Genomic DNA, 18,785 nt, shown 5'->3' with positions numbered 1-18,785 from the left:
CACCGTCCCGATCACCTGCGAGACGCTCTCGACTTCAGGACCACATTATGGCTGACAACTCGTCCTCGTCCCCGACCCCCTCGTCATCCGGCGTGAGCCGGCTCAACGCCCGCGTCATCGGCATCTGCGTGGCGGCCGCCCTGGGCGGTTTCCTCTTCGGCTTCGACACCGCGGTCATCAACGGCGCGGTGGACGCCCTGTCCGACCACTACGCCCTCAACGCCTTCCTCAAGGGCTTCGCCGTGTCCTCGGCCCTCATCGGCTGCGCCCTGGGGGCCTGGTTCGCCGGACCGGTGGCCAACCGCATGGGCCGTGTCCCGGTCATGCTCATCGCGGCCGTGCTCTTCGTCGTCTCCGCGCTGGGATCCGGCCTGGCCTTCCACATCGTCGACTTCATCATCTGGCGGGTCGTCGGTGGCCTGGGGGTGGGCGCCGCCTCGGTGATCGCGCCGGCCTACATCGCCGAGGTCTCCCCGGCATCGGTGCGCGGCCGCCTCGGCTCGCTTCAGCAGCTGGCGATCGTCACCGGCATCTTCACGGCGCTGCTCTCGGACTCCTGGTTCGCCGGGATCGCCGGGGGTGCGGCCGAGACGCTGTGGATGGGGCTGGCGGCGTGGCGGTGGATGTTCATGGCTGAGGCCGTGCCCGCGGTCATCTACGGCCTGTTCGCCTTCCGCCTGCCGGAGTCTCCGCGGTTCCTTGTGGCCAGGGGGGACTACGACAAGGCCTCCCAGGTGCTGTACGACTTCACCGGCATCGTCAACGTCAACCTCAAGATCGAGGAGATCCGCGCGACCATCGACTCCGAGAAGCGCGAGTCCTTCAAGGACCTGCTCGGGCCGCGGCTGGGCCTCAAGCCCATCGTGTGGATCGGCATCCTGCTGTCGGTCTTCCAGCAGTTCGTGGGCATCAACGTCATCTTCTACTACTCCACGACCCTGTGGCGCACGATCGGTTTCCAGGAGTCCGACGCCCTCAAGATCACGGTCATCACCTCGGTGACCAACATTGTGGTCACCATCGTGGCGATCCTCCTGGTCGACAGGGTGGGGCGCCGTCCCATGCTGCTCGTGGGGTCGGTGTTCATGACGCTGTCGCTGGGGCTCATGGCCCTGGCCTTCTCCTTCGCCACGGTCCACGGCGATGAGGTCACGCTCGACTCCCCCTGGGCTCCGATCGCCCTGGTGGCCGCCAACCTGTTCGTCGTCGCCTTCGGTGCGACCTGGGGGCCGCTGGTCTGGGTGTTGCTGGGCGAGATGTTCCCCAACCGCATCCGTGCCGGGGCCCTGGCGGTCGCGGCGGCGGCTCAGTGGGTGGCGAACTTCTTCATCTCGACCACCTTCCCGGTCTTCTCCGACATCGGCCTGACCTTCGCCTACGGGTTCTACGCGGTGTGTGCCCTGGCCTCCCTCGTCTTCGTCTTCCTCAAGGTTCCCGAGACCAAGGGCAGGGAGCTCGAGGACATGGAGAACCTCGCTGTCAAGCGGTGAGCAGGTCCGCTGTGCCGCGGGCGAGTCCCTGGCGGGTCGTCACGAGTGGTGCTGACGGCCCGCCATCACGATCGCCCTGGAACAGGGCACCGGTGTCGACAAGATGGCCACGCTCCCGTCCGAGTGGTGAGGCGGTCGGTTCGGGGTATTCTTGTGCCGTGAGCCCTGACAGTGAACGTTCCGCTGAATTCTGATATCCGACGACAGAATATACGATGGGCCCTGATCGCGATCCAGAGGAGATTCGCACGGAGGTCGTGGTAGGACTGTGCTGGAGCGGGAGGGCCAAGACGATCTTCGTCGACGGTAGGGGGGGTGTTCGTTGGGCACGGTGAGGTGACCGCGGTTCCCGCAGCGATCACCGAACTGACCGGGCCGGATACGGCCCAGTTCTTCGGCATGGGTGGATGGCAGGTGCTGAGTCTCGACTCAGACGGAAGGCGCCTTGAGTGGGCGGCTTGTGGAACAGGTGATCGCATCGGCACGCGGGGTTGACGACGACGGGCAGATCGAGATCACCGAGTCACCTGAGGACGGCGGGGTGGTCGTCATGGTCGGTGGCTTGTCTGCCGACCAGCAGACGGAGGTGACTGCGACGAGGGGGTTCCTGTGGTCCGGGCGCTGACCGACTGCGCGTCCTTCGGGGTGTCAACGCTCCTCCTGTCCCATCATGACAGCAAGATCTGGCCCAACGGTGTCTACGAGGCCTTGGCGAGGGAGCCCTCCTTCGCCTGTGTGGACGGGGTTCTGGCTCCGGCGGGGGAGGATGCGGCGGGCCAGGAGCTGGCGGCGGAGATCCTGCGTCAGGCGGGGCGTTGAGGTCCCGGCCCGTCCGGTTGTGGGACACGTGACTGGGTCGTCGCAGCCGGCTGGCGCCGTCGTCGGTAGCATGAGGCGGACACTGACCCCGTACTGGAGGAAGCCATGCACGAGCCGATCAAGCTGGTCGACCGCGTCCAGGCGATCAACTGGAACCGCCTCGTCGACGACAAGGACCTGGAGGTCTGGGACCGTCTGACCGGTAATTTCTGGCTGCCGGAGAAGGTGCCGCTGTCCAATGACGTCCAGTCCTGGTCGACCCTCACCGACGCCGAGAAGAACATGACGACGAGGGTGTTCACGGGGCTGACGCTGCTCGACACGATCCAGGGGACTGTCGGCGCGGTCTCGCTGATCCCCGACGCCCGTACGCCTCACGAGGAGGCGGTGCTCACCAACATCGCGTTCATGGAGTCGGTGCACGCCCGCTCCTACTCCTCGATCTTCTCGACGCTCATCTCGACCGCTGAGATCGATAAGGCCTTCCGCTGGTCGGAGGAGAACGAGCACCTCCAGCGCAAGGCGCGCATCATCCTGGACTACTACCGGGGCGATGACCCCGAGAAGCGCAAGGTCGCCTCGACGATGCTGGAGTCCTTCCTGTTCTACTCGGGTTTCTATGCCCCCATGTACTGGTCGAGCCACGCAAAACTGACCAACACCGCGGACCTCATCCGGCTCATCATCCGTGACGAGGCCGTCCACGGTTACTACATCGGCTATAAGTACCAGTTGGCGGTGCGTGAGTCGAGTCAGCGGCGCCAGGACGAGCTCAAGGACTATACCTTCGAGCTGCTCATGGAGCTGTACGACAACGAGGAGCAGTACACCGAGGACCTCTATGATGAGCTGGGGCTGACCGAGGATGTCAAGAAGTTCCTGCGCTACAACGCGAACAAGGCACTGATGAACCTGGGCTATGAGGCTCTCTTCCCGGCCGACGCCACCGACGTCAACCCGGCGATCCTCGCCTCATTGTCACCCAATGCCGATGAGAATCACGACTTCTTCTCCGGCTCGGGCTCCTCCTACGTGATCGGAACGGCTGAGGCCACACAGGACGAGGACTGGGACTTCTGAGTCCCGGGACGCCCTGTCCCATGCCTCCCGCTCCTGGAGTGGGAGGCATGGGACAGGGCCGGCTGCACGGCTACCTCGATCTGGGATCGTGCAGCCCGCTCGTGCTCCGCTGGTCCGAGGGCGTCCTGGTGGTCCGGGCGGCATACTGGGTATGCGCCGGCGAGGCGCTATCGACGCAGCCTGACGGCGCAGGAACCTGCGAGTGCGACGGCGAGCAGCATGAGGGGCATGCCCGGGCCCGCGGAGCCAGGGCGGAGGTCAGGGTCGTTCTGTCGTGCCGCCGGGCGGCGCTAACGTGGCGTCCATGACCAGGTCTCCCACCCGACCACGCCCGACCGCGCCCCCTGTCTACACGCGAGGCTCTGACAAGGTCGGTGAGGCGGAAGCTCGCACCTGGGGCGTCGACGACGTCGCCGACGCGTTGTTCTTCGCGGTCTCAGCGCTCCTTACCCTCTGGCTCGCCTGGGTCCTGCTCGGCTCGGGATGGCACCTGCAGCCGCGCGCCGTCGTCTTCAGCCTCCTGTTCTGGGCGGTCCTGGCCTACCTCGCGCTGCCTCGCCTCCACCAGGTCCTCACCTGGCTCTACGTTCCGGACTACTTCATCGGGCGTACCCGCACCCCCGACGGACTCCTGGGCGATCCGGTCAACCTCGCAGTGCAGGGGTATGAGGAGGACATCCATGAGGCGATGACGGCGGCCGGATGGGTGCGTGCCGACCCCATCTCCCTGCGCTCATCGTGGGGAATCGTCGTCTCCTCCGTGCTGCGCCGCTCCTACCCCGCCGCCCCGGTCTCCACCCTCCAACTGTTCGGCCGCGGACAGGACTTCGCCTACCAGAAGGAGGTCGCAGGCAACCCCGCGCAGCGACACCACATCCGCTTCTGGCACACGCCCGACGCGTGGGTCCTGCCCGGCGGCCGGCGCGTCGACTGGCTCGCCGCCGCCACCTACGACCGCTCGGTGGGCCTGAGCGCGCTGACCCTCCAGGTGACCCACAAGATCGACGCCGACATCGACGTCGAGCGCAACTACGTCGTCGACGACGTCCTCTGGGCCAACCCTGCCGCCACCCTCGAGATCTGGAACGACTTCTTCACCTCCTACCACGACAAGAACGGTGGAGGGGACCGGGTCGTCACCGACGGCGACCTCTACGTGCTCGACGTCCACGAGGTGGTTCCCGGGCCCCAGGAGGACCTCCTGCGCGCCCGGCGAGCTGACGTCGCCGCAGGGCGGAGGCGGCCGGCCGCGCTCGTCATCTCACTCGTACTCCTCGGCCTGCTCACGGTGGTCAACGCCGTCGAGGCCTTCCGCGGCGACGTCCTGCGCACCATGGCCCTGGACCCCGAGATCGCAGCCGAGCCTTACGGCACGGAGATCCCCTACGGGATCGTGGCCGCGACGACGACGATCGCCGCCCTGGCCATCGCCGGGCTGGGGGTCGCCGTCTGGCACGGTCACCCGCGCAGCCGCATCGTACTCATGGGGGTGCTCACTGTGTCCGTGCTGACCGACATGTCGCAGGTCGCGGCACTGGGGGTGCGGCAGACAACCATCCGCCTCGTCGTCTCATCGGCGCTCGGCGTCCTCGCTCTGCTGGCGATCAGCGCCCGCCCCTGCCACCAGTGGGAACGGGCGCGCAAGGAGGAACGTGCGGCGAGGCGGGCTCAGCCGCACGCTGAGCATGCCGACCGGCCGGCAGCAGAGGACAAGACCGCGACGCGATGCTGACCAGCCCCGTGGTTGTCGTTCCCGCACCGCCGTGGTGAACGATGCCATCGACCCGCGGAAACAGCCACCGGTGGTCGACTTCGCCGATACGGAGGACGTGCTCCGACACTCTGCCCGGAGGTGAATCCGTACGTGCAGGCGTGATGATCCTGATCTGATTTCTCTCGGCAACCTGCATGACGCTGTCGTCCAACCTTCTTGCCAGTTGGTCGCTGGCCCCGGTCACGCTGCCGAAGCCGATATAGACGCACGGCCTCCCCCCGTCGAGCATCGCCATGATCTCTCGATCGTCCGGCACAATGACGGGACCATTGTCTAAAGGATACCCGGTTTGAATGGTGAACGGCGCCCAGTCCGATGCCGGCGGCACCAATGTAGGACTTGCTGCGACGACGATTCTATGCCGCACGGAGGCACCTTTGAGGCCGGATGCTCTCGCACACTGGTGAGTCAGAACTCCAGTGAGCAGCACGTCACTTCCTCGGATGACCTCGATAAGCGTGCGACTCAGGTCGTCGCTGATGCTGTCCATCCAGCGGCTCAGGAGCCTGAGTTGAGCCAACGGGCTGCCGACTACCGCTCGGCCGCGTCGCCCGTGAGTCACCCGTTGAGGGTGGGAGGTGGCTGGCGCAGGCGCACTCGACCCCGAGGACGCGAGGTGCCACGCCGTCGTCAGCGGGGAGCGGTGGCCGCCCGCGCCTCGTAGGCTGGGTGCATGAGTGAGCACACCGGGCGCCATGCGGCCGCGCCGCGCCGCGGGCGCCACGAGGCGGCCTCCGAGCAGGTCCGGTTCGGCGTGCCCTTCAACGGCATCGTCCCCCTGTGGCACGAGGGCACCGAGATCACCTGGCACCGCACCCCCGTGGGCACCGACCTGTCGGAGGTTCTCGGGCTGGGCCTAGTCGAGAGCGAGCCGGGTCCGTCGGCGGCCCCCGAGGGCTGGGGAGAAGTCGTCGAGGTCGGCACCCTCGTCGAGGCGGCCTCTGGGCCCGTCCTGCGTCTGCGCGCCGTCGGCCCTGCGGGCAAACGCGCCATCAACGACCCGGGCGACGGCGTCCCGATCCCACTGTCGGCGCCCCTGAGTGTGGAGGAGGCGATGGCCGGCGAGTTCGACACCACCGGCTTCGCCGTGCACATCGCCCGGCTCATGCTGCGCGCCGCCCGGGACGGGGCGATCCTGCTGTTCACCCTGCGTGCCCCGCGCGACCCCGAGCCCCACCACCTCCTGTCGGTGCCCGCCGAGGCGGACACCGACGGCGTCATGCACTTCCACCTGGGCACCCTGCTCGACATGAGCGCCGCCGGCTCCTGGAGCGGGGCCGTGCGCGCCGACCGGATGACTCTGCTCGACCTCGACGTCCCCTACACGAGCCTGCTCGTGGGCACCCCCGAGAACCAGGAGGGGCTGGACATCGGCAGCCTGGTCGACATGGCCCGGCCGGTGGTCGACTGCATCCTCAAGCCCGGCTTCCCTTTCGCTCTGGGGTGCTCGGCCGTGCTGCCCGAGTCGGCGAGCGCCCGCCGGTGACACTGGCCGCGGCGCGGGCACGCAGCCGGGGCCGGATCGCCGGAAGAGCGCTGCTCCCCCAACCCCTCCCCATGCGGGCATGATGGACCCATGGGAGAGACGCGAGATCTCAGCCGCCCCACCACCCCCAGCCGCGCCGTCCAAGACCGGATGGCCCAAGAAACCGCCGCTCGCGCAGCCACCACCGCGCCCGCCCCCGCCCTGCCCGAGGACGCCGGCGCCCCGGCCGCCCTGCGTGCCCGCCTGTCCGCCGTCGTCTCCGACCTGGCCGATCAGATGATCGCCCTGTCCCAGGACATCCACGCCCGCCCCGAGATCGGCTACGAGGAGCACCACGCCGTGGCCGCCGTCGCCGAGCTGCTGCACGCCCACGGAATCGCCTCCGAGACCGGGGTCTACGGCATGGACACCGCCCTGCGCGCCCAGATCGGCGCATCCGAGGACGACGCCCCCACCATCGCCATCCTCGCCGAGTACGACGCGCTGCCCGGCATCGGCCACGGCTGCGGGCACAACGTCATGTGCGCCAACTCCGTGGGGGCGTTCCTCGCCCTGGCGGCCATGGCCCGCACTGACCCCGCCGCGGTGCCCGGCCGGGTCGTCCTCCAGACCACCCCCGCTGAGGAGAACTCCACCGCCAAAGAGATCCTCTCCGTCCGCGGCATGCTCGACGGCGTCGAAGCGGCCATCCAGACCCACGCCTACGCTCGCGACGTGGCCGACCAGACCTGGCTCGGCGTGCGCCGCCTCACCGTGGTCTACACGGGGGTGCCGGCACACGCCTCCTCCCAGCCCTTCATGGGGCGCAACGCCCTCGATGCCGCCACCCTGGCCCTGACCGGCATCGGGCTGCTCCGCCAGCAGATCCTGCCCATGGACCGCCTTCACGCCGTCGTGCGCGACGGCGGTCGGGTCGCCAACATCATTCCCGAGCGCGCCGAGCTGGGCCTGTTCGCGCGCTCGAAGTACCCCGAGACCCTCAAGGACCTGGTCAGCCGGGTCGAGGACGTCCTGCGCGGTGCCGCCCTCATGACCGGTACCGGCGTGGAGATCCGCACCGACCCTCACACCAACGAGATGCCCGTGCGCTCCAACGGTCCGCTGCTGGCCGCCTGGGTCCGCTCCCAGCGTGAGCGGGGCCGCGAGCCCCTGCCTCTCGGCGTGCTGACCGAGACGATCGCCGCCGGCACTGACTTCGGCAACGTCTCGCAGCGCGTGCCCGGGATCCATCCGCTTATCTGCGTGACCGCCAGTCCCGACGTCGCCCTGCACACGCGTGAGATGGCGGACGCCTCCGCGTCCCCCACGGGGGACGCCGCCGCGGTCGACGGCGCCTACGGGCTGGCCGCAGTCACCCTCGACTGGTTGCACGACCCCGGGCTGCGGCGCGCGGTCCGCCGGGACTTCGAGGCCAGTGGAGGTGTGATCGACGTCGAGGGGCTCTGGCGGGAATGAGTGCCGTGCCGGATGCGGCGACCGCGACGTGTCACACGCCGCAAGCACAGCCTGCCATGTGCCTCAGATCTCGGAAGGAACACGGTCGAATCGAGACGGATTCGTGACCGGAAATGGGGGCCGTAGGCATTGAGGTGCCTCCAGAAACTACTCTAGGCTTCAGAGGATCAGTTCCAACCATATATGTGTGAGTGCGAAAGGTTCGCTGTGACTCTCCTCCCCACTTCCCGCAGTGGTGCCGCCCTTCCTCGCAGAGTAGGCGTCGCCACTGTGCTCGTGGCGCTGCTGGCAGCCCTGCTAACAGCCCTGCCGATCGCGGCCCGCGCCGCGAACAACCCTGGCATCGTTGTTTCCAACCTCTCGCTAGTCGCTTCTGACTCGCATGGCGTCGAGGACCCCACGGATACCAATATCAGGGTCGAAGACATCCTCAAGCTGTCCTTCACCTGGGACGCCAGGAACGCCAATGTCTCCAGCGGGGACTCTTTTCAGATCACCCTGCCGGCCGAGCTGCAGAACCGCGAGTCCATCACCGAGGACATGACGGTGACAAACAATGGTGCCACACACACCATTGGCTCGTGCGTCATGGACGCTGAGACGATCACCTGCACCTTCAACGACGAGCTCGACGCCCTGAAGGCCCAGGGATTCAGCAGCCTGCAGGGCTCCGGCTCCTCCATCCTCAGGGCCGCACAGACCACAGACCAGTCGACGGTGACCATCAACGCCAATGGTCAGGACACACCGGTCGCGATCCCCGGGGGAAAGATCGGCGAGAATATTGGCATGCCCTACTCTGAGCAATGGCTCAGCAAGTGGGCCTACCCGGTGACGAGCACCTCCACAGAAGTCACGTGGGAGGTCACCTTCGGCTCGTCGCAGGTCAAGCAGGCCTTGGAGAACGCGGGCTCCAGCCTCGCCGTTGACGGCACCACTCGTTCGACCATCACCTTCACGGACGAGCTCTCCCCGGGGCAGACGTACTCCACTGACATGTCGAAGTGGCGGCTGGTCATCGGCAACGCGTTGGGTCGGAACTACTACCACGGGCAGGTCACGGACGCCACCGGCGCGGATCAGGACAAGAGCGAGGGAGACTTCGACATCGCTGTCCAGATCAATGGGAACGCCGCGACAGTCACGGTCACCGGCCCCTTCGCTCCTGACACGAACTACCACATCTACTACAGCACCAATCCCACCAGCGACAACGGCACCGTCCAGCCAGGCGTGGAGTACACCAACAAGGTCGCAGTGTCCGGAACCAGCCTGGAGGACTCATACTCCGCGTACTATACGCGCTCCTTCGCCATCACTGTCGAGATGGCTCCCGGGTTTGGAGGAATGGGAGTCACCAAGCTCCTCACGGGCGATCAGGCCACGCAGGTCCCAGCCGGAACCACCTTCGAGGTGACGGTGGACTACGTGCTGCCCAGCGGCGCCACGGTGGACACCTATGCCGGCTGGACCCCGCCAGGCACAGTCAACGCTGACCGCAAGAGCGGCTCGACGACGATGACGGTGACCTCCGGGGAGATGACGCCCTACACGGGAACCTTCCCCACCGGTACCGTCCTCACTCTCCGTGAGGACACCGCGACAGCGTCGACCACACCCGACGGCGTGGTCTGGGGGACACCCGTCTTCACGGTGGGCAGTGAGACCACCAACACGCTGACGGTGAAGGAGCAGACCTCCACAGCCGTGATCCTGCGCAACTCTGCTGACACGGCTCCTGTTGAGGAAGGCGACTTCACCATCACCAAGGAGCTGGCCGGCGATGGAGACTTCACTGGAACGGTCTACACCTTCTCCTACTCCTGCAGCGACTCCACGAGCGGCACGCTGACTGTGGAGGGCGGGCAGACCTCAGCGCCGTCCCAGAAGATCACGGCGGGCTCCTTCTGCACGATCATTGAGGACGAGGCCTCGGCGGCCCGTGACGGCTACTCGGTCGTCGTCCACCCGGAGATGACCGTGCAGGTCGTCGCGAACCAGACCACTGCGCTGACGGCGACCAACACCTACACCCGGGACTCTGGCACCTTCAGTGTGGCCAAGGTGATCGATGGTGACTTCACTGGGACAGACCCGGGAACCGTGACGGTCAACTATCAGTGCGACGACCCCACGTCCACGAGCGGATCCCTGGTCCTCACCATGGGCGGGAGCGCCGTCTCCGGGCCGACCCTCCCCGCGGGGACCACCTGCGTGCTTAGCGAGGACGCAGCCACCGCCGAGCGCGATGGCTACACGGTGACGACGAGCTGGTCCCAGGAGTCTGTCACCATCGTCAAGGACTCCACCCCCGCGGTGACGGTGACCAACACCTACACGCCCATTCCCACGCCCTCGGCGAGCCCGTCGGAGGAGCCGTCGGTGGAGCCGTCTGAGTCTCCCTCGGAGGAGCCCTCGGCCAGTGAGTCGGCAAGCCCGTCTGCTTCGGCGGATCCCTCGGAGAGCGGGACGCCTGCTCCGGTGGCGTCGGCGAGCAGTCCGTCGAACGGAACGCCTCCGAGGACGTCCTCCCGGACGACCTCCTCGCTGGCTCGCACGGGCGCATTCGTGGTCGCCCCGCTGGTCGCCGCCGCGGCCGCACTGGCCGGTGGCGTGATGCTCCTGCGCCGCCGCCGGGGCTGATCACCCGAGCGACGCCACCGGGCGGACCATGTGACCGGGCGGCCGAGAATCCTCGGCCGCCCGGTCACCGCGTTGTCCGCAGCGTGCTCCACCACTGCGCACAACGGCATGAGCGGCAGCAGAATCATGGTCGAGCCGTGGGACGCCTTGAAGGGAAGGCACAGGTGGGGGAGCCTGGTGCCGTGAGTACCGCAGCCGTGATCCCCTCCCTCCCGCCGCCTCAGGACGCCTGCGCCCCCTACACGGTGGTCATGGTGTGCACCGGCAACATCTGCCGGTCAGCCATGGCACAGATCGTCCTCATCGATCGCTTGGCCGGGTCGGGTGCCGGGACCGCAGTGCGCGTGACCTCGGCGGGCGTCTCGGCGGAGGAGCACGGCCACCCCATTGACCCCCGAGCCCGGCAGGTGCTGCATGCGCACGGCTACGGCGAGGGCGCCGACGAGGCGAGCCGTTCCGTAGCCGCCTCGATCCGCGGGCACCGCGCATCCCGTATCACAGACTCCGAGCTCAAGGAGGCCGACCTCCTCCTGGCGATGACCAGGGCGCATGAGGTCGAGCTGTGCCGTCGCCTCCGCGCGCTGGGCAGTGATGAGACACGCGTACGCATGTTTCGGGAGCTCGACCCGCAAGCCCCGGCGCAGGTGGGCGAAGGGGCCCTCGATGTGCAGGACCCCTGGTACGGAACGATGAGCGACTTCGAGGACACGCTCGAGGTTGTCGAACGGGTCTGCGACGCCCTGGCTCCGGCGCTCGCGGAAGTGGGAGGCATGACGCCCGCGACCGGCGAGGGCTGAGGCTCTGCCAGGACGGTCGCGGGCCGCACGGGGGCGGCGCCTCAACCCAGGCGCGCATCGAGCCAGCCAGTGAGCACCGCGAGGTACTCCTGGCAGGCGGGCGGCAGCGACAGGGCCAGGTCATGCACGCCGTCGGGGATCTGGACCACCGTGACGTCAGTGCCCAGGTGCGCCGAGCGACTCACGATCTGACGGACCGACAGCACCACGTCGGCATGCCGTGCCTCCTCAGCCGTGGCCGCGTGGGAGCACGAGCGCGTCGAGCAGCACACGAGGACCGGAACCTCCAGGCCCAAGCCGTGGTGGACCTCCCGCTGCAGACGACGGATCCCGGCCAGGAAGGCTGCGCATACGGGGAAGGCGGGAGAGGGCTTGAGCGCGAGGTCCCAGCTCCAAGGACCACCCCACCGCTCATGGAGCGAACGGGCGTAGAGGTCCAGCCCCACCGGGCCGGGGTCGGTGCCCGCCGGCGATGACGCCACCAGCCCGCCGCCATGGGCATGGCCTCGGACACCGACCTGTTGCGCTGCCACAGCAGCCCTCATGGCCTTGGCCTCCTCCGGGTCCTCGATGACCCGGTCGGGGGCGATCCGGGAGACGAGGTCGACATAGGCCGATCCGTAGGAGCGCATCAACGCCGAGGAGTTGAGGTCGAGCCAGGGCGAGTTGAGGGTGATGGCGTCGACCGTTCCCGGGTGGTCTTTCGCCCAGATGAGAGCGGACAGGCCGCCGGTCGAGTGCGCGTTGAGGACGACCTGCTCGTGACCGTGCTCGAGACGGATGATGTCGAGGCAGGCGGCGATCTCCTCATGGTGGACGCGCAGGTCCCGCACGTCGTGGGGTGAGGGGTGCCCAGCACCGGCGCGTCCGCATGCCCGCAACTCCATGGCGTAGAACTCGTATCCCGCGTCCAGGAAGGCCTCTGCCAGCCAGGTCTGGAAGAAGTAGTCGTTGCGTCCGTGCAGGTAGAGCACGGCCCGACGATGCCGGGGGCCGTGGCCTGCGGGCACTGCGCCGCGCTGGTGGACGAGCACGGCGTGGTCGGCTCCCGGCGCCGCAGGCGACTCCGTGACCTCCAGGCGACGGGCCACCCACGGCTCACCGAGAAGATCGGTTGTCAGCCGGGGCTCTGGGGAGGGCGTGTCGTTCACCGGCGCATTGTGGCACGACGCCGGGCATCCGAGCCGGTTAGGCATCGCATCCCCTTCGGCCCCACGCGGCCCCGACGACCATCGTGACCTTCATCCCAGCGCGCCACTCCCATGTTGCCGGACGGGCGCGCCGGACCGTACGGTGTGCCTGACCATCCAGAGCAACTGAGAGACCTGGCTCATCGACGTTGCAGCAACCCCCGATCGCGGTGAGGGTGCTTCCGCCAGGACCGATGGAGGGACGAGTGAGCGCACTGCCAGCACCCGCCGGGGCGGGCACCCCCGCCGAGGGCCCCGACGCCCCCGAGGCGACGGGCCCGATGATCTCCCTGCACGACGTCCACAAGGTCTACGAGCTGCGCAACGGCACGACGGTGCGCGCCCTGGACGGCCTCACCCTCGACGTGCCCGCGGGCGCGATCCACGGCGTCGTCGGCACCTCCGGTGCGGGCAAGTCGACCCTCGTGCGCTGCCTGACCGCCCTCGAGCAACCGACCAGTGGCACGGTCAAGGTGGCCGGCCAGGACATGACCTCCCTGCGCCCCGGGGAGCTGCGCGAGGCCCGCCGCGCCATCGGCATGGTGTTCCAGCACGCCAACCTCCTCGACTCCCGCACAACGGCCCAGAACGTCGCCTACCCGCTCGCCCTGGCCGGGGTACCTCGCGGTTCGAGGCACGAGACGGTTGCGCGCATGCTCGAGCTCGTCGGCCTGGGCGACCGCGGCGACTCCTACCCCGCCCAGCTCTCCGGCGGACAGAAGCAGCGCGTCGGCATCGCCCGTGCCCTGGCCGACCAGCCCGCGGTCCTGCTGTGCGATGAGCCGACCAGCGCCCTGGACCCCGACACCACCCGCTCGATCCTCGAGCTCATCCGCGATGTGCGCGACCGGCTCGGCGTCACCGTCGTCATCATCACCCACGAGATGAGCGTCGTGCGCCAGATCTGCGACTCCGTCAGCCTCCTGGACTCCGGCCGCGTCGTCGAGTCCGGCCCGATCGAGCAGGTCGTCTCCGACGTCGGCTCGCGCCTGTCCCACGAGCTCGTGCCCCTCCCCGACGTCCCGCCGGGCTCGCTGGCCCCCGGGCACGTCGTCCTCGACGTGGCGCTGACCGCCCACCCCGGGCAGCCCGCCGCGGCCCGCGTCATGGCACTGGCGGCCGAGCAGGGCGCCGACGTCGCAGGCGGCGTCTTCGAGACCCTCGGCACGGCCCAGGTCGGCCGGCTGGCCCTGTCCATCCCCTACTCGCGCGCCGGCGACGCCGTCGCCGTCCTGCGCGAGGCGGGCGTGACCGTGGAGGAGCGCGCATGAACGCCCTGACATCCCTGGCCACATCCGCCCTGCCCGTCATCGCGGGCGCCGACAAGGAGCGGTGGCTCGACAACAAGTACCTGACCGACAACGTCGGGCCCGCCATCGTCGAGACCCTCCTCATGCTGCTCGTCTCGGGCAGCCTCACCATCGTCCTCGGGCTCCTGCTCGGCCTGGCCCTGGTCACCACCGGCAAGCGGGGCGCCCACCGCAACTGGGCGGTCTACGGCGTCCTGTCCCAGGTCGTCAACCTGGGCCGCTCCATGCCCTTCATTGTCCTCATGGTTGCGATCATGTCGCTGACCCGCCTCCTCGTGGGAACCTCCCTGGGCTGGCAGGCGGCCTGCGTCCCCCTGACCATCGGTGCCATCCCCTTCTACGCCCGGCTGGTCGAGACCGCCGTCAACGACGTCGACCGGGGCAAGATCGAGGCCGCCCTCATGATGGGCGCCTCGACCTCCCAGATCACCTGGGGGGTGCTTGTGCGAGAGGCTCTGCCCGTCCTCATCCAGTCGGCCACCGTCACCCTCATCGCCCTCCTGGGATACTCCGCCATGGCGGGCACCGTTGGCGGTGGAGGCCTGGGCAACCTCGCCGTCCAGTACGGCTACGAGCGCAACATGGGTGACGTCATGGTGGTCTCCGTCATCCTCATCGTCCTGCTCGTCGGTGTCATCCAGGTCCTCGGAGACCTGCTCAGCCGGCTGGTCGACCACCGCTGAGCCACCGCCGACGCGCCCCCCCCCGCAGCCCCGCCGCCCGGCCCGCCGGGCACCACTGAAAGGAAACACCAATGTCCCAGAGCCTGTCCCTCCGCTTGTCCCGTCGCACCGCGCTCGCCGGTGGCCTGGGCTCGGCCATCGCGATGACCCTGGCGGCCTGCGGCTCGTCCTCCGACGGTGGAGTCGACGGCCTGACCGTCGACGGCGAGGTCGCCACCATCTCCATCGGTGCCAGCCCGGTCCCCCACGTCACCATCCTCAACTGGGTCCAGGAGAACCTCGCCGCCGACGCCGGGATCAGCCTCGACATCGTCGAGCTCAACGACTACCGGACGCCCAACATCGGCCTCGACGACGGCTCCCTGGCCGCCAACTTCTTCCAGACCCCCAACTACCTCGCCCAGCAGATCGACGAGCTGGGCTACGACTTCACCGCCATTGCCGACGTCCACATCGAGCCCATGGGCGTGTACACCGACAAGGGCTACACCTCCATCGACGAGATCGCCGACGGCGGCAAGGTCATCCTCAACGACGACCCGGCCAACACCGCCCGGGGCCTGAGGCTCCTCGCCTCCGGCGGACTCATCGAGCTCGATGAGTCCGTTGAGATGCCCACCACCGACGACATCACCTCTAACCCGAAGAACCTCGACTTCCCCACCGTGGATGGCGCCCAGGTCTACAGCTCGATGGCCGACGCGGAGGCCGCCGTCATCAACGGCAACTACGCCCTCGACAACGGCCTCAACCCCAACGAGGACGCCCTGCTGCTCGAGGAGGCCGGCGAGTCGCCCTACGCCAACCAGCTCGTCGTGCGCACCGCGGACAAGGACAACAAGCACCTCGTCGCCCTGGCCGGCCTGCTCAACTCCGAGGAGCTGCGCACCTTCATCGAGCAGGAGTGGACCAACGGGGCGGTCCTGCCCGCCTTCTGACCGTCGGCTCTCCGACCGCCACACCTGACCCTGCCGGTGCGGCGCCGAGCGCCCCTCGCGCCCGGCGGCGCACCGGCAGTCCCGCATACCGCCGTCGCACCGGAGCGGTGCTCCGGCACCGGCGGGTCGTCCTCAGGCGGGCCGGTAGCCGATGAGGCGGCCGGTGGTCGGGTCGTAACCCACGGCAGAGGTGGTGCCGACCAGGAGGAACACTGCCCCGGCGGCGGGGTCCAGGCCCTCGAAGGTGATCTGCTCCCCGCTGGTCGTGTCATACATGAGGTTGAAGGAGCGCAGGGTCGTCGGATCCGAGGTGCCGACGGTCATCACCTTCGGGTCGGTGCTGAAATCCGTGGTCTGGAGGCACGAGCCGTTGGCCGTGTTCAGCTGGGGCATCTCGATCGTGCTGGCGCCCAGGACCTCGATCGACTGATAGCAGCCCTCGGAGTCGGTCGTCCCGAGGGCCAGGATCGTCGAGGTGTCCGAATCGACCCACAGTGCCTTGAATTCCGCCAAGGTCCGCGGCCTGGGCGTGTAGGCGACGGACTGGTTCTCCGAGAAGGACCAGTTCGGGGCGTAGTCATCGATCGGCTCGCCGCCTGCGGGCTCGTAGGCGTAGAGGTGCTCGTTGCCCGAGTCGTCGCGAGCGAGCACCGCCCAGCCGTCGGTCGCCGCGGCCACGACGTAGAAGGCGAGATCGTCCATGGGCACGGTCAGGGGGACGGGCTCGCCGCTGTCGATGTTGATGGCCCCCTCGCCTCCGACGATGGTGTAGTGCTGTGACTCGCGCTCCAGGACGAGGATGTTGAGCGGCGACCTCGGCGCCCGCCAACCCTCGGTGATGTCCGTGAAGGAGCTCGGCAGGCGCGTTGTCCACAGCTCGGAGTCCGACCCCGGCTTGTACCCGGAGCGCAGGTCCTCACGATCCAGGCGATTGGTAGGCGCTCAGCGTGGAGGCGGCCCCGGAACCGGTCAGGCTGAACACGTAGCCATCGGTCGCCAGCATCTGGGCGTTCGCCTCGATCGTCGCGGCCCGCGCGGCGCAGCGGCCCGCGCGCCGGACGATCAGTCGACGATGCCGTAGAGCCGGTCCCCTGCGTCGCCCAGGCCCGGGACGATATAGGCGTGCTCGTTGAGCCGCAGGTCCTGCGCGGCGGTGACCACGGTGACGTTGGCCCGCTCGCCGACCGCGGCCTCAAGGGTCGCGATGCCCTCGGGGGCGGCGATGAGACAGATGGCGGTCACGTCCCGGGCGCCGCGCTCCAACAGGTAGTTGATCGCGGCCACGAGGGTGTGCCCCGTGGCGAGCATCGGGTCGACGACGAAGCACTGGCGCCCGGAGAGGTCGTCGGGCAGACGGTTGGCGTAGGTCTCGACCTCGAGGGTGTCCTCGTCGCGCTTCATCCCCAGGAAGCCCACCTCGGCGGTGGGCAGCAGCCGGGTCATGCCCTCAAGCATCCCCAGACCGGCGCGCAGGATCGGCACGACGATCGGTCGGGGCTCGGCGAGCCGACGGCTCTGGGCCACCGCGACGGGGGTGGTGATCTCGACGGCCTCGGTGCGCACCTCCCGCGTGGCCTCGTAGGCCAGGAGGGTGACGAGCTCGTCGACGAGCTGGCGGAAAACGGCCGAGGGCGTCCTCTCGTCGCGCAGGACGGAGAGCTTGTGGTCGATCAGAGGGTGGTCGGCAACGTGCAGGCGCATGCGCACAGGGTAGAGCAGAGCCCGCCCCGGTGGCCGGTACCCGTGCGGTGTGCCCGGGAACCGGCCCCGGCCAGGCTCGCCGCCCCGCGTGAGGATGCACCCGGCAGTCGGCGCGCCGGGCGCGGCGTCGGTCATTGGGTGGCGACAAGAACACCTGTGCAATACCTGTGTAGAATCGTCCGCAATGTTCTGCCGTCGCGTCCTCTGAGTGCCGCCACCGCATCCGACGCGCGCGATGAGTTGATGCGTTGCTGACCGGAGGTCGTGTGACAATCCGGTATAGCGGAACCCCGCGGGACTACTGAAGGAGCGCGATGAGCGACGAGGTGCAGGCCCCCAAACCGAAGAAGAAGCGGAATGTCAAGAAGATCGTCGCCTGGGGTTGCCGGGGTGCTGAGCGTGGCGCTGGTCGGTGCGGGTTCTACACCGGCTACTGGCAGCTCATGTTCAAGCCATCTGAACTGACCAGCATCATCAACGCAACAAGGGCAAATTCGACACATTGACATTTGAGTCCGATGGGCAGTCCTCAACGTACAACTTGTACGTCCCGGAGGACTTTGATCCCTCCAAGAGCGACCCGCTGGTGCTGTTCATGCACGACTCCGCATCGGTCTCCGACGACTCGACCTACACGCTCGAGCAGGGCATCGGTGCCGATGTGTGGGCCTCCGAGGAGGTTCAGTCCTTCGAGCAGGCCTTCGTGCTGGCGCCCCAGTTCAGCGAGGTCATTGCCAATGACGACTTCGAGCTGACCGGCCAGGGCGAGCTGGTGATCCCCCTCATCGACTCCCTCAAGCAGGAGTACAGCCTGGACGACAACCGGATCTACACCACGGGGCAGTCGATGGGGTCGATGGCCTCCATGGCGCTCAACATCGCCCACCCGGACTACTTCGCGGCGTCGTACTACGTGACCGGCCAGTGGGACCCGACGGCCATGCAGAAGCCGGCCGGCACCAAGATGACCTGGATCGCGAGCCTCGGCGATGAGAAGGCCGGGCCGGCCATGGACACGTTCAAGGAGTACCTGGATGGGGTGGGCGTCGACTACGCCACCGACATCTGGGACGGCCGTTGGAGCAGCGTCGAGTACGACCAGGCCACGAGCGAGCTATACGCCCAGGGCAAGGACATCAACCTGGTCAGCTACGCCGAGGGCAGTGTCACCCCGCCGCTGTCGGTGCCGTCGGCCTCGACCGAACACATTTTCACCTGGTACCGCGCCTACCTGGCCGGTGGCGTGCACGAGTGGCTGCTGTCCCAGAGCCGCTAGGACCCCGCTCGATGATTGATTCCGGGGCTCGGTGGGTGAGTCCGGGGCCCGGTAGTTGATACCGGGGCCTTGCGGTGATTCCGGGGGCGTCGGCCCCGGAATCACCGCAGATCCCCGCTTTGACCGACGCAGCCCCGGACTCA

Annotated in this window: 17 protein-coding genes and 1 riboswitch; of the genes, 14 read left to right on the top strand and 3 right to left on the bottom strand. The window is 68.3% G+C overall.

Annotation, left to right across the window (positions count from 1 at the left end):
• Nucleotides 1–47: 47 nt before the first annotated feature.
• The 9 genes from Q4C85_RS07675 to Q4C85_RS07635 all read left to right on the top strand — a co-directional run bounded on the left by Q4C85_RS07675 (nucleotide 48) and on the right by Q4C85_RS07635 (nucleotide 11,544).
• Nucleotides 48–1,490: a sugar porter family MFS transporter gene (locus tag Q4C85_RS07675; protein ID WP_303141054.1), complete on the top strand. Its 1,443-nt coding sequence runs from the start codon at nucleotides 48–50 to the stop codon at nucleotides 1,488–1,490.
• Between the two features lie 469 nt (nucleotides 1,491–1,959).
• A complete protein-coding gene (locus Q4C85_RS07670; protein ID WP_303141053.1) occupies nucleotides 1,960–2,115 on the top strand; it encodes a hypothetical protein in 156 nt (51 codons plus the stop codon).
• The gene (locus Q4C85_RS07665) at nucleotides 2,100–2,309 is read left to right on the top strand and encodes a hypothetical protein (RefSeq protein WP_303141051.1); all 210 of its coding nucleotides are present in this window, start codon (nucleotides 2,100–2,102) and stop codon (nucleotides 2,307–2,309) included. The genes Q4C85_RS07670 and Q4C85_RS07665 overlap by 16 nt, the downstream gene beginning before the upstream one ends.
• A 105-nt stretch (nucleotides 2,310–2,414) precedes the next feature.
• Nucleotides 2,415–3,389, top strand: a complete 975-nt coding sequence (gene nrdF / locus Q4C85_RS07660; protein WP_303141049.1) for a class 1b ribonucleoside-diphosphate reductase subunit beta — start codon at nucleotides 2,415–2,417, stop codon at nucleotides 3,387–3,389.
• A gap of 304 nt (nucleotides 3,390–3,693) precedes the next feature.
• A complete protein-coding gene (locus Q4C85_RS07655; protein ID WP_303141048.1) occupies nucleotides 3,694–5,121 on the top strand; it encodes an LssY C-terminal domain-containing protein in 1,428 nt (475 codons plus the stop codon).
• A 715-nt stretch (nucleotides 5,122–5,836) separates the two neighbouring features.
• On the top strand, nucleotides 5,837–6,649 hold the full coding sequence (locus tag Q4C85_RS07650) for a hypothetical protein (RefSeq protein ID WP_303141046.1): 813 nt from the start codon (nucleotides 5,837–5,839) through the stop codon (nucleotides 6,647–6,649).
• 90 nt (nucleotides 6,650–6,739) lie between these two features.
• Nucleotides 6,740–8,104 (top strand): amidohydrolase, encoded by a 1,365-nt coding sequence (locus tag Q4C85_RS07645; RefSeq protein ID WP_303141044.1) that lies wholly within the window; start codon nucleotides 6,740–6,742, stop codon nucleotides 8,102–8,104.
• Nucleotides 8,105–8,374: 270 nt separating this feature from the next.
• Nucleotides 8,375–10,747 carry a DUF5979 domain-containing protein gene (locus Q4C85_RS07640; protein WP_303141042.1) on the top strand — a complete coding sequence of 791 codons (2,373 nt, stop codon included), beginning with the start codon at nucleotides 8,375–8,377 and terminating at the stop codon, nucleotides 10,745–10,747.
• Nucleotides 10,748–10,929: 182 nt separating this feature from the next.
• Nucleotides 10,930–11,544 (top strand): low molecular weight protein-tyrosine-phosphatase, encoded by a 615-nt coding sequence (locus tag Q4C85_RS07635; RefSeq protein ID WP_368501430.1) that lies wholly within the window; start codon nucleotides 10,930–10,932, stop codon nucleotides 11,542–11,544.
• 41 nt (nucleotides 11,545–11,585) lie between these two features.
• Here the strand turns inward: Q4C85_RS07635 and Q4C85_RS07630 are convergent, their stop codons facing one another.
• A complete protein-coding gene (locus Q4C85_RS07630) occupies nucleotides 11,586–12,695 on the bottom strand; it encodes an alpha/beta hydrolase (RefSeq protein WP_303141041.1) in 1,110 nt (369 codons plus the stop codon).
• Between the two features lie 149 nt (nucleotides 12,696–12,844).
• Nucleotides 12,845–12,935, top strand: a riboswitch (SAM riboswitch).
• 14 nt (nucleotides 12,936–12,949) lie between these two features.
• Between Q4C85_RS07630 and Q4C85_RS07625 the strand changes: the two genes are divergently transcribed.
• The 3 genes from Q4C85_RS07625 (at nucleotide 12,950) to Q4C85_RS07615 (ending at nucleotide 15,665) form a co-directional block, all read left to right on the top strand.
• Complete coding sequence (locus Q4C85_RS07625; protein WP_303141091.1) at nucleotides 12,950–14,005, top strand: methionine ABC transporter ATP-binding protein; 1,056 nt, start codon at nucleotides 12,950–12,952, stop codon at nucleotides 14,003–14,005.
• Nucleotides 14,002–14,727: a methionine ABC transporter permease gene (locus Q4C85_RS07620; protein WP_303141040.1), complete on the top strand. Its 726-nt coding sequence runs from the start codon at nucleotides 14,002–14,004 to the stop codon at nucleotides 14,725–14,727. Before Q4C85_RS07625 ends, Q4C85_RS07620 begins: the two co-directional genes overlap by 4 nt.
• Before the next feature lie 83 nt (nucleotides 14,728–14,810).
• Nucleotides 14,811–15,665 (top strand): MetQ/NlpA family ABC transporter substrate-binding protein, encoded by an 855-nt coding sequence (locus Q4C85_RS07615; protein WP_303141090.1) that lies wholly within the window; start codon nucleotides 14,811–14,813, stop codon nucleotides 15,663–15,665.
• Between the two features lie 132 nt (nucleotides 15,666–15,797).
• Here the strand turns inward: Q4C85_RS07615 and Q4C85_RS07610 are convergent, their stop codons facing one another.
• The gene (locus Q4C85_RS07610) at nucleotides 15,798–16,367 is read right to left on the bottom strand and encodes a hypothetical protein (protein ID WP_303141039.1); all 570 of its coding nucleotides are present in this window, start codon (nucleotides 16,365–16,367) and stop codon (nucleotides 15,798–15,800) included.
• Nucleotides 16,368–16,727: 360 nt separating this feature from the next.
• Nucleotides 16,728–17,366 carry a uracil phosphoribosyltransferase gene (gene upp / locus Q4C85_RS07605; RefSeq protein WP_303141038.1) on the bottom strand — a complete coding sequence of 213 codons (639 nt, stop codon included), beginning with the start codon at nucleotides 17,364–17,366 and terminating at the stop codon, nucleotides 16,728–16,730.
• A gap of 314 nt (nucleotides 17,367–17,680) precedes the next feature.
• Between upp and Q4C85_RS07600 the strand changes: the two genes are divergently transcribed.
• On the top strand, nucleotides 17,681–17,872 hold the full coding sequence (locus Q4C85_RS07600; protein ID WP_303141037.1) for a hypothetical protein: 192 nt from the start codon (nucleotides 17,681–17,683) through the stop codon (nucleotides 17,870–17,872).
• On the top strand, nucleotides 17,869–18,642 hold the full coding sequence (locus tag Q4C85_RS07595; protein WP_303141036.1) for a hypothetical protein: 774 nt from the start codon (nucleotides 17,869–17,871) through the stop codon (nucleotides 18,640–18,642). Before Q4C85_RS07600 ends, Q4C85_RS07595 begins: the two co-directional genes overlap by 4 nt.
• The last annotated feature ends 143 nt before the right edge of the window (nucleotides 18,643–18,785 follow it).

It is taken from the genome of Actinomyces sp. (genome assembly GCF_030524025.1).
Classification (GTDB): domain Bacteria; phylum Actinomycetota; class Actinomycetes; order Actinomycetales; family Actinomycetaceae; genus Actinomyces.
Note: the sequence above shows the minus strand (reverse complement) of the source record. Positions and strands in the feature narration are given on the sequence as shown.

Excerpts from the sequence above, each read along its gene's own strand:
- Q4C85_RS07675 (WP_303141054.1), top strand. The coding sequence starts at position 48 with ATGGCTGACAACTCGTCCTCGTCCCCGACCCCCTCGTCATCCGGCGTG.
- nrdF (WP_303141049.1), top strand. The coding sequence starts at position 2,415 with ATGCACGAGCCGATCAAGCTGGTCGACCGCGTCCAGGCGATCAACTGG.
- Q4C85_RS07655 (WP_303141048.1), top strand. The coding sequence starts at position 3,694 with ATGACCAGGTCTCCCACCCGACCACGCCCGACCGCGCCCCCTGTCTAC.
- Q4C85_RS07650 (WP_303141046.1), top strand. The coding sequence starts at position 5,837 with ATGAGTGAGCACACCGGGCGCCATGCGGCCGCGCCGCGCCGCGGGCGC.
- Q4C85_RS07645 (WP_303141044.1), top strand. The coding sequence starts at position 6,740 with ATGGGAGAGACGCGAGATCTCAGCCGCCCCACCACCCCCAGCCGCGCC.
- Q4C85_RS07620 (WP_303141040.1), top strand. The coding sequence starts at position 14,002 with ATGAACGCCCTGACATCCCTGGCCACATCCGCCCTGCCCGTCATCGCG.
- Q4C85_RS07610 (WP_303141039.1), bottom strand. The coding sequence starts at position 16,367 with ATGGACGATCTCGCCTTCTACGTCGTGGCCGCGGCGACCGACGGCTGG.
- upp (WP_303141038.1), bottom strand. The coding sequence starts at position 17,366 with ATGCGCCTGCACGTTGCCGACCACCCTCTGATCGACCACAAGCTCTCC.
- Q4C85_RS07600 (WP_303141037.1), top strand. The coding sequence starts at position 17,681 with ATGAGCGACGAGGTGCAGGCCCCCAAACCGAAGAAGAAGCGGAATGTC.